The sequence below is a fragment of the Acinetobacter sp. UBA3106 genome (assembly GCA_002365595.1).
In the GTDB taxonomy this organism is placed as follows: Bacteria; Pseudomonadota; Gammaproteobacteria; order Pseudomonadales; family Moraxellaceae; genus Acinetobacter.
Genome location: DFAM01000002.1, coordinates 87,341 through 97,651, shown reverse-complemented (window position 1 = coordinate 97,651; position 10,311 = coordinate 87,341). Strand labels below are relative to the sequence as shown.

Sequence of the window (10,311 nt, the reverse complement as noted above, 5' to 3'; positions counted from 1 at the left end):
AAAGCCACTAATGCTTCTTTATGTGCTTCTTGACGACCAGCTTTACCGCCATTACGGATAATCTCTTTCGCTTCAGTATCTAGCACATCGCTTTTCATGGACTGTAAAATGTCTAAAATTTCGATATCGCTTAAAGATTCAGGAGATTGATCAGTCATGAACTGTCCTTGGACAAAATAGGAAAGTGCTATTTTCGCATAATTCCTGATTGAATACAGGAATAAAATTAAGCGCTCGATTCGGTTATTTAATTGGTCTTAAACCTGAGCTCAAATTATGGTAGGTAAGCACAATATTTCGCACTCGTTAAGCATATACTTAAAACGATAGATTTATGCGAAATAAATTAAGATAAAATTTAATATTCCAAGATTGCTTAAGAAATTAGTTCAATTTAAACAACTCAATAGAAATTATTGCTTAAATAAAGATCGTTGTAAATTATAGAATTTTTTCTGTTAAATAATGTCAAATCCTTTATATTAACTCTACTTTTTATGTGTCTTTAATTCTTATGCTCAGTAATAAACAAACTGCACTTTTTTTAAAACAATTGCGGGAACAATACCCGGCAGCGTTTAAAAGAAATTATTTGTTTTACAGTATGCTCAAAACCAAAGGAATTTTAGATGAACTAAAAGAGCTAATTCCTTGGATTTTAGCCGCGATGATTTTTATCTCGCTTTCGATGAGCTTAAGTCATTTCATTGCCATGCAGTTGCCGCAGTTGAATGCTTTTCGTGCACAAGGCATTGCGGTTCTAGCCATTATGTTGCTGTTTATGCTGTATACCCCCGTGGTCATTAAACAGATCAAACATAGCTCTACGTCTTTATATCAGCAACTTCGCCATACTCCAGTTAAACTGGCCGTACTGATTGTGCTTCAAACGCTGAACATTGCCTATATTGAAAGTACAGTTTTGCAAATTATTTTATTTTTCTTTGCCATGAGTTTTGGTTTTGTTCGTTTTTATAAGGAAAATATGTTCCGTGAAGCGACTCAAAACGAGCAATATTATTATCTGCAAGAGACCCGTCGCATTTGTTTTTGGGCTTATAAGCAAGTAATAAAGATTCAGTTAAAAAGCCTATTTTTGAGCAAAAACTCCCCAGCACTTCACGCGCTACGGCAACAAGAAAAACAGTTTATCGATTTACATATACAGCTGATTCGTTATGAAAATGAACTGTGTAAAACACATAAGCATATAGATGTCGAAACTTATCTGGATAGCTTGATGTAGAGTTCATCAATTTTTAACGGCAAAAGTTTAGTTAAAGTACTATTTTATAGCGTTAAACACATGAATTGATTGAAAACAAAGCAAATACACGCAAAGCTACTTGCCAAGTTTTATTTCGTCCACTATTATTGCGCACATGCCCGAGTGGTGAAATCGGTAGACACAGGGGATTTAAAATCCCCCGCCCACAAAGCGTGCCAGTTCGAGTCTGGCCTCGGGCACCATTTTAAGACTTTTAAAATGGTGCAATAAAAGATCCAGCGATACGCTGGTTTTTTTATGCCTGAATTATTACTATAAAATCAAATCTATAAAAAGAAATAATAAAAATGAAGCAAATAAAAATGTATTTTCTGCGGTATGTCAGCCTGTTTATATTAATGATCGCAAGTTCAACTTACGCAGCAGACATAATGGAAAAACTGCAAACTCCAAAAGTTTATGATTTATTTTCTGGAACCATTTACGAAAATCAGGGACAACTTGTTTTAAATCACTGCAGTTTGGGAAAATATCCCTATCCCCTACATTTTAATCATCCTGAAGATGAAAAACAGATTAGAAGCTTGCTGCGGCAAGACCCGTACTTTTGGCTCAATCTCAGAGCAAAAGCCTATACTGAAAATGAGAAATTTCATTTGATTGTAGATGAGATAGCAGAAATTCATATTCAGGCAAGTTGCCATCTAAGCGATCTATTGTCTCATCCGGCTAAACTTTAAATAGACATACTTACAAATAGAGAGTGACTTACCACTCTCTATTCGATACCAGTTCTTCGATCTCAATATCCATATACCCATTTTCTTGCACCACCATCATCATGGCTTCAGCAATATAATCGGCGGCGGTGTCATCCAATGACGAATCAAGATCTTCAAACTGAGGTTTCATCTTATTAATCAAAACTACAGTTTCAGCAGCAAAATGATAAATATCTACTTCAGATACATCAGGCTTTGCTACCTTCCTTGCAAACTGTTTAACAGCCTGCTTAACTTCAGCCACCAGAATATCGGGATAATATTCATCATCAAACATCGGGAGAAGTAAATCTTCAAACATATAACACTCAAAAAAGACATGCATTAAAGCCAGCCTATATAACACAAAGCCACGTAATTACCAAACTTCACAATAAAAAAGGATGAGATTTTATGCTTAATTTTTCTGACTCAGATTTTTTAGATTGATTACACCTCATCTATTGAGGTTTAGACTTTAATTGTATTATTCATCGCCTTTACTCATCTACTCGTAAAGAAGAAATACTTACTATTCACCTTAAGATAACGAATGTAACTAATTCACAAGCAATTAATAATTTTTATAATTGAATGTCATTAGTCTTCTATCTTAAATTTGCTATTTTCCAGCAACAACGAGCTTTTAAAATAGTTATCCAACACAGCTTCTTTAAGATATGAAACTACTTTATCTAAGCAGCAATAGACTATTTCACCTCAAAACTTAATTTCTATTATACTGCCCGGCTAAAAACTTATACTTGGAATGCGCATTTAGCTTAAAAATAATCATATGATTTAATTAAGCTTTTATTTCATGTAAAGATTTGGTTGTGTTTTCGATTCATTGGATAGCCTGACTAGGATTTAAATAAATTTTATCTTATAAATTAAAAACCTAATTTTATAGGGAAATGTTATGAAAGCTATTTTAGTTACATTTCTTGCAATAATATTCACCGCCTGCTCTACAACCCCTACCACAGATCGTCAAAAAAATATGATTTCTGAACCCGAAGTCATAGCAGCACAACAAGCCTGGTGTAAAGCATTACTTGATATCAGTTCAACTTACGATAAAAGCGGAAAACAGGCAGCCAATGATCTGGCAAGCAAGGTGATTGATGAAGTATATTTTTATCAGGATGGTCCGGTTTTATTTAAACCCACATTAACTACAAATCCACAAACATTCAGAACCACAAAAGAAGGCGCTTTGTCTTATTTCGTAGGAGGAGATCCCAATTTTCCGGATGACAAAGGCTTTGCCCTTGGCGGCTGGCAAAAATGCGAAGTCGATAATGCAGCCATAAATATAACCGGTGACAGTGCAAGCATGGTAGGCAAAGTCCACTTCACCAATAGAAATGGTGAAGTGACCACAGTTGATAAAAGCTGGAAATTTGTAAAAGATAATGCAGGTAAATTACGAATAGTGGTGCATCATTCTTCGCTTGAGCATAAAGCAAAATAATTACATCTAAAAGCAAAAAAGCCCGATACCTGATTGGGCTTTTTTCTTCTTTATAACCCTTGATTTTGCATTGCATTCCAAACTTTAATTGCATCTGACATGGCTTTGACATCATGTGCTCGCACCATACATGCACCCTGCTGAATACTCATCAGATGTGCCGCCACCGAGCCAACTGCACGCTGCCCAGCATCTGCTCCTCCTAAGGCTTCACCAATAAAACGCTTGCGTGATAAAGCGGAAAGAATCGGATACCCCATATCATTTAATTTATAAAATTCATTTAACAGTTTTAAATTCTGCTGCGCATTTTTAGCAAAACCAAAGCCCGGATCAATCATGATATTTTCAGGTTGAATGCCAGCATTTAAAGAATCAGTGATACGCTGCTGAAGTTCAGCAATGACCTCTGACGTTACATCGTCATACTGAGCCAAATTATTCATGGTGGTGGGTTCACCACGCATATGCATAATAATCACAGGAATATTGAGTTCAGCTGCTGTGGCCAAAGCATGCGGGCGGGTCAATGCACGCACATCATTCCAGATATGCGCCCCTGCCTGTACGGCCGCTTTAATCACTTCTGGCTGTGAGGTATCTATTGAAATAATGACATCATGCTTAGCCAATTCTTCAACCACAGGCACCACCCGACGGATTTCTTCATCCACTTCTACTACCGAAGCACCGGGACGAGTGGATTCACCACCTACATCAATTACGCTCGCCCCATCCGCGATCATCTGCAAGGCATAGGCAATGGCTTGATCTTTCGCATTATGTTTTCCACCATCACTAAAAGAGTCAGGAGTGACATTCAAAATTCCCATTACATGTGGTTTAGACAATTCCAATTTCATTTGACCACATGTCAGCATTCGATTAGGTAATGGCATCAATTGCATCATGTTTCTCCTTCAAGCAATTCCTTTATTCTAACAATTCTCTGATTTTACGGCCTAAATTCTTTTCAGTTACAGCCACTTTATGCATAAAAAAAGAGCCTCATTTGAGACTCTTTTTTCTAACCATCCAACTTAGCTCGCCGGTAATGGCGGAGGTGTTGCCGGACCATCTGTCGGGGTTACATCAATCACAGGATTTTCAGCAACATATACTTTAGGTGGCTGTGGTTCACGGCCTTCCATAATGTCACGAATTTGCTCACGATCAATCGTTTCCCATTCCATCAACGCTTTCACCATTGCATGTGCGATATCTTTGTTATTTTCCAAGATATTGCGAGCAACCTTATACTGTTCATCCAAAATACGACGAACTTCAGCATCTACTTGCTGTTGGGTTGCTTCAGAAATGGTACGACTGCCTACATTTCCAAAGAAGCCATTTTGGTTTTCATCTTCATAAACCATTACGCCCATTTTGTCAGACATACCGTACTTGGTCACCATTGCACGTGCCATTTTGGTCGCACGTTCAAAGTCATTTGAAGCACCGGTCGACATTTGGTTAATGAAGACTTCTTCTGCAATACGACCACCAAATAAAATCGAAATTTCATTGAGCATCTTATCTTTGTAATGGCTGGTCTGATCATGTTCAGGCAACTGCCATGTCACACCCAATGCCCAACCACGCGGCATGATCGTTACTTTATGCACAGGGTCAGTACCCGGCAAGATTTCAGCAACAATGGCATGACCAGCTTCATGGTAAGCCGTAGCGCGACGTTCTTCTTCACGAATCACCATCGATTTACGTTCAGGACCCATATAGATTTTATCTTTTGCATCTTCAAAGTCATGCATGTCGACCGTATTCTTGTTACGACGTGCCGCAAACAATGCCGCTTCGTTAACAAGGTTTGCCAATTGCGCACCAGAGAAACCTGGAGTACCACGAGCAAGAATTTTGACGTCTACACCGGTATGTGAAGGCAATTTTTTCAAATGTACGTTCAGAATCTGTTCACGACCTTTAATGTCAGGCAGACCCACCATCACCTGACGGTCAAAACGGCCTGGACGTAGCAAGGCTTTATCCAGTACATCTGCACGGTTGGTTGCAGCAATGACGATAATTCCTTCATTACCTTCAAAACCATCCATTTCTACCAGCATCTGGTTCAGTGTCTGTTCACGTTCATCGTGACCACCACCGGTACCTGAACCACGGTGACGACCGACCGCATCAATCTCATCAATAAAGATGATACAAGGCGCATGACGTTTCGCCTGTTCGAACATGTCACGTACACGTGATGCACCTACACCCACGAACATTTCAACAAAGTCAGAACCGGAAATACTGAAGAACGGAACTTTTGCTTCACCCGCAATTGCTTTAGCAAGCAAGGTTTTACCGGTACCTGGAGGACCCACCATCAATACGCCCTTAGGAATACTTGCACCCAGACGTTTGAATTTTGAAGGATCTTTTAAGAAGTCAACGATTTCAACCACTTCTTGCTTTGCTTCATCACAGCCAGCAACATCGGTAAAAGTGACTTTAATTTGGTCTTCAGAAAGCATTTTGGCTTTTGATTTACCGAAACTCATGGGACCGCTTTTACCACCTGCTCCACCACCCATGTTGCGCATAAAGAACATGAATAACAAAATGATCAAAAGTACAGGGAAGCTTGCGATAAGGAGTTGCATCAACAAACCTTGACGTTGTGGTGCAGTCCCTTCTACAACAACATTATGTTTAATGAGGCTTGGCATAAGTTCTGGGTCTTGAACCGCAGGACGAATACTTTCAAACTCTGAACCGTTTGTTTTTTCACCACGAATTCTTTCACCATCAATGGTAACTTGCTTAATTTGACCAGCATTCACCGCTGAAACAAACTCTGAATAATTCATTGCAGTCGGTTGATTGCGGTCACTGATGTTACTGAAAATCAGAATCAGCACACCCAGTATAACCAGCCACAATACGGCATTCTTGAAGAGATCGCTCAAAGCTTTATTCCCATATCAATCTAATTTGATCATGCCCATAAATGGGTGACCTTAATTTAAGCTGAAGATCAGCTTTGCAATATTTTAAAAATGTACAAAATGCACAATTTTTAACGTCTTGGCAAGTAAACTTTATCTAGAAGCCTTCTTACGACCTTGCCCAATTAAAAATACTTCTTTAGAACGGGCACGTGAAGCAGCAGGTTTTGCTGTCTTCAATACATCAAAGCTATCTACAACTTGTTTACGGAATTCGTCAAATCCAGTGCCTTGGAAAACCTTGACTACAAATTGGCCTTTAGGTCCTAAAACCTTGTTGGCAAAATCCAGAGCCAGTTCACACAAGTAGATTTGGCGAGGTTGATCTACAGCCTTATTACCTGATGTATTGGGGGCCATATCCGAAATTACAACGTCTACAGTCCGTCCATTTAAAATATTTAACAATTTTTCAAAAACTTCTTCCTCACGGAAGTCGCCTTGCAAGAAGGTCACATCGGGCAATGCATCCATTGGTAAAATATCGGAGGCAATCAACAAGCCTTTATCACCAACTAATTTACCGGCAATTTGCGACCAGCTCCCTGGTGCAGCACCAAGGTCAACCACCGTCATACCCGGTTTAATAATTTTGTATTTTTCTTGAATTTCAAGAAGCTTATAAGCAGCACGTGCACGATAACCTTCCTTTTGGGCTTTTTTCACAAAAGGATCATCCAAATGCTCGCGCATCCACTCTCGACTACTTTTTGACAACTTCTGGTTGGTAATGCGGGTCGCCATAACTCTCTAAATAATAAAAAACTTCTAATATATGATTGTACGTGAAAAATATAGGCCTTGCAGTATACATCTGTATCTAAATCTGATCTTTGCCAGGTTTTTTTCAATAAGTGAAATCGATTATTTCAACAGAATATAAAGCGTTTAAACTTGGCATTTGTTATACTAAGCCGTTTTTAAAATTAGGTTATCTTTATGGCGGCTTTATCTATTCAGGAACGTAAACGTTTACGTCAAATCGGACATGCATTAAACCCGGTGGTGATGCTGGGCGATAAAGGTTTGACTGAAGCTGTAGTCGAAGAATTAAACCGTGCTTTAAACGATCACGAACTGATTAAAGTGAAAATCGTAGCGGAAGATCGTGAAGAACGCGCATCTTTAATCGAAGACCTTTCAGCTCAAACTGGCGCTGAAGTTGTTCAAAAAATTGGTAAAATTGCGCTGATTTATAAAAAAGCAGCAAAACAGAATGCCAAATTATCCAACTTGGTTCGTCACGCGCATTTGTCTAACTAAGTAGATTTCATGGCCAGTTACGAACTCAGCGCTTTTGATCGCCGCTTTCAATCAATCTCCCTGGTTGCTGCGGTTGAACAGCAAAGTCCATATAATTTGAATATTGGCTTTTGGTTACGCGATCCCAATCAGCTCATGCAATGGCCTGAAATGGTTCAAGAGCACCCTCGTCAAGATTTCTTGTGGGAACATACCTGTTTTGAAATTTTTTTAGGTGTACAAGGAGAGGATTTCTATCGTGAAATTAACCTCTCTCCTTCCCAGGCGTGGCAAGTATATCAGTTTGAAGAATATCGCTATCCAGAAGATATGCCGCCGCAAACAGCTTATGATATTGAACTTAATCAGCTCAAACGCACACATTATGGTTTAAATGTGAGCCTAGATTTGAGCGAGTTTATGTTAAAGCACAAATTGCAATGGTCGGATTTATTCCTGGGCTTAACTGCAGTACTTAAAACTTCGCAAGGTGAACAATACTATGCGATGCAACACAGCAGTCCAAATGCAGACTTTCATAACAAACGTGATTGGCTACATCAGTTTTAAGATATAGCAAAGTTCAAGCAATAAAAAAGTGAGGCAAAGTACCTCACTTTTTTATTGCTTCAATGTGTACCTGAGGAAAATCAACATAGCGTCCTTCCTCGACACCCTATAGATAGACTACTCTACCTATAGATCAGCTTTTTAAAGTAGGTTCATTATCTGACTTCACTGACACTTTTTTCCACACATCTAAAGTATGTTCTTTAGAGCGTTTTAAAGTTTCAGCCAAATGATCTTTATGTTTAACTGAAATTTGGCTGACATCGTCTTTCAACTCTTTGCCAAGTTTCGATAAATCTTCAATTACTGCATTGAATTCCGATTTAATGAATTCCTTTAATTCAGTTAAATCTTTTTGGGAAAAGTTGAGTTGTTTTTTAATGGTTTCAATACGCTGAAAAAGGTCTTCTTTTAAACTTTGAATTTGCTCTTGAACATTTGCTTGTACCTCCTTCGCTTCAACTTTTACATTTTCAGTTGACTCTGTTACTGCTTCTGTCACTTTTTGCTGTGCATCTTTAGATGCGTGCTGCAACTTATCTACACCTTCTGCGACCACCTCTTTTAAAGCGGTTTTTGCTTTTACTGGCTTTTGTTCTATTGTCATGATCTTTTTCCTATAGTTATTGCATGAAAACCCTAGCGTATTCCGTTTTGATAAAATTTAAGTTTTGATTTGTTAGACAATTCTAATTTGCTTACATTTTATATACACAGCTGCACAAACAGACTTTCCGTCAAAAAGCAAGGTATTTATCTTACAGTTTTGCTTTAAAGCCGTTGGACTTCGAGGGCCTTTCTGCGTATAATGCCGTGTTAAGTTCAAGCGAGCAGACATAGGGAGGGTAGGTTTTATAATAGCCTTCCTTTTTTTTCGTCTTCTCGCTTTTTTACAGCCTAAATTTCAGGAGCTTTGGTTTGAGCACCCCAGCAATTTTAGCCCTTGCCGATGGTACTATTTTTAAAGGTACTTCAATTGGCGCATCGGGTAGTACGACTGGTGAAGTCGTTTTCAACACTGCCATGACTGGCTATCAAGAAATTTTGACTGACCCGAGTTATGCACAACAACTTGTCACCCTAACTTATCCACATATTGGTAATACAGGTTGTAATGATGAAGACGCTGAGTCAGGTCGAATTCATAAAGTATGGGCTAACGGATTGATCATTCGTGATCTGCCTTTATTGCATAGCAACTTCCGTGCTGAACAATCACTAAGTGATTATCTTAACCAACACAATGTTGTAGCTATCGCAGACATCGATACACGTAAATTAACGCGTATTCTGCGATCAAAAGGTGCACAAAACGGTTGTATCCTTGCAGGCGAAAACATCACTGAAGAAGAAGCTTTAGCTAAAGCACGCGCATTCGGCGGTTTAAATGGTTTAGACCTTGCAAAAGAATGCTGCGATCCTGAAGGTTTTGAATGGACTGAAGGTTCATGGACTCTAGGCCAAGGCTTCTCTCAACCAGAACTTAAATTCCACGTTGTTGCATACGATTACGGTGTCAAAACCAACATCTTACGTATGCTCGCAGACCGCGGTTGTAAATTGACTGTTGTGCCTGCGCAAACTCCTGCTGCTGACGTTCTTGCGTTGAATCCAGATGGCGTGTTCTTATCGAACGGTCCTGGCGATCCAGCTGCATGTGACTATGCAATTGAAGCTGTAAAAACTATTGTAGAAGACGCTCGCAATATACCTTTATTCGGTATTTGCCTGGGTCACCAAATTCTTGCGCTTGCAAGCGGTGCTAAGACTGTGAAAATGCCTCACGGTCACCACGGTGCCAACCATCCTGTACAAAATCTTGACAATGGTACAGTGATGATTACTTCTCAAAACCATGGCTTCGCAGTCGATGAAAGCAAACTGCCTGATGTGTTGCGTGTAACGCATCGCTCACTGTTTGATGGCACCAACCAAGGTATTCATCGTACAGACAAACCTGCGTTCAGCTTCCAGGGTCACCCTGAAGCAAGCCCTGGTCCACATGACTGCGCACCACTGTTCGATCATTTCATCGAACTTATCGAAGCATCTAAGAAGTAATTA

11 protein-coding genes, 1 tRNA gene and 1 pseudogene are annotated in these 10,311 nt (G+C 39.3%); 7 read left to right on the top strand and 6 right to left on the bottom strand.

Annotated features, from left to right (window positions below):
• A pseudogene (locus tag B4C48_RS01230) lies at positions 1-158 on the bottom strand (hypothetical protein); the annotation flags it as partial.
• Between the two features lie 356 nt (positions 159-514).
• Between B4C48_RS01230 and B4C48_RS01225 the strand changes: the two are divergent.
• From B4C48_RS01225 to B4C48_RS01215, 3 genes are all read left to right on the top strand, one after another.
• Positions 515-1,246 (top strand): hypothetical protein, encoded by a 732-nt coding sequence (locus tag B4C48_RS01225; RefSeq protein WP_291352632.1) that lies wholly within the window; start codon positions 515-517, stop codon positions 1,244-1,246.
• 138 nt (positions 1,247-1,384) lie between these two features.
• Positions 1,385-1,470, top strand: a tRNA-Leu gene (locus tag B4C48_RS01220).
• A gap of 189 nt (positions 1,471-1,659) precedes the next feature.
• Positions 1,660-1,968, top strand: a complete 309-nt coding sequence (locus B4C48_RS01215; protein WP_291352630.1) for a hypothetical protein — start codon at positions 1,660-1,662, stop codon at positions 1,966-1,968.
• A 28-nt stretch (positions 1,969-1,996) separates the two neighbouring features.
• Here B4C48_RS01215 and B4C48_RS01210 read toward each other — a convergent pair whose 3' ends face one another.
• Positions 1,997-2,311: a DUF5713 family protein gene (locus B4C48_RS01210; RefSeq protein ID WP_291352628.1), complete on the bottom strand. Its 315-nt coding sequence runs from the start codon at positions 2,309-2,311 to the stop codon at positions 1,997-1,999.
• A 600-nt stretch (positions 2,312-2,911) separates the two neighbouring features.
• Between B4C48_RS01210 and B4C48_RS01205 the strand changes: the two genes are divergently transcribed.
• Positions 2,912-3,466, top strand: a complete 555-nt coding sequence (locus B4C48_RS01205; RefSeq protein WP_291352626.1) for a hypothetical protein — start codon at positions 2,912-2,914, stop codon at positions 3,464-3,466.
• Between the two features lie 50 nt (positions 3,467-3,516).
• Here B4C48_RS01205 and folP read toward each other — a convergent pair whose 3' ends face one another.
• The 3 genes from folP to rlmE all read right to left on the bottom strand — a co-directional run bounded on the left by folP (position 3,517) and on the right by rlmE (position 7,179).
• Positions 3,517-4,374: a dihydropteroate synthase gene (folP, locus tag B4C48_RS01200; RefSeq protein WP_291352650.1), complete on the bottom strand. Its 858-nt coding sequence runs from the start codon at positions 4,372-4,374 to the stop codon at positions 3,517-3,519.
• A 132-nt stretch (positions 4,375-4,506) separates the two neighbouring features.
• Positions 4,507-6,396 (bottom strand): ATP-dependent zinc metalloprotease FtsH, encoded by a 1,890-nt coding sequence (gene ftsH / locus B4C48_RS01195; RefSeq protein ID WP_291352624.1) that lies wholly within the window; start codon positions 6,394-6,396, stop codon positions 4,507-4,509.
• 132 nt (positions 6,397-6,528) lie between these two features.
• Complete coding sequence (gene rlmE / locus B4C48_RS01190) at positions 6,529-7,179, bottom strand: 23S rRNA (uridine(2552)-2'-O)-methyltransferase RlmE (protein ID WP_086199213.1); 651 nt, start codon at positions 7,177-7,179, stop codon at positions 6,529-6,531.
• A 195-nt stretch (positions 7,180-7,374) separates the two neighbouring features.
• Here rlmE and yhbY point away from each other — a divergent pair, with 195 nt between their 5' ends.
• Both yhbY and B4C48_RS01180 read left to right on the top strand, forming a co-directional pair.
• Positions 7,375-7,698 (top strand): ribosome assembly RNA-binding protein YhbY, encoded by a 324-nt coding sequence (gene yhbY / locus B4C48_RS01185; protein WP_086199214.1) that lies wholly within the window; start codon positions 7,375-7,377, stop codon positions 7,696-7,698.
• A 9-nt stretch (positions 7,699-7,707) separates the two neighbouring features.
• Entirely contained in the window at positions 7,708-8,247 is a 540-nt protein-coding gene (locus B4C48_RS01180; RefSeq protein ID WP_291352621.1) for a DOMON-like domain-containing protein, read from the top strand.
• A 133-nt stretch (positions 8,248-8,380) separates the two neighbouring features.
• On the opposite strand, the gene B4C48_RS01175 is transcribed toward B4C48_RS01180, so the two are convergent.
• A complete protein-coding gene (locus B4C48_RS01175) occupies positions 8,381-8,854 on the bottom strand; it encodes a hypothetical protein (RefSeq protein WP_291352619.1) in 474 nt (157 codons plus the stop codon).
• A 311-nt stretch (positions 8,855-9,165) separates the two neighbouring features.
• On the opposite strand from B4C48_RS01175, the gene carA reads away from it, so the two are divergent.
• On the top strand, positions 9,166-10,308 hold the full coding sequence (gene carA, locus B4C48_RS01170; protein WP_291352617.1) for a glutamine-hydrolyzing carbamoyl-phosphate synthase small subunit: 1,143 nt from the start codon (positions 9,166-9,168) through the stop codon (positions 10,306-10,308).
• The last annotated feature ends 3 nt before the right edge of the window (positions 10,309-10,311 follow it).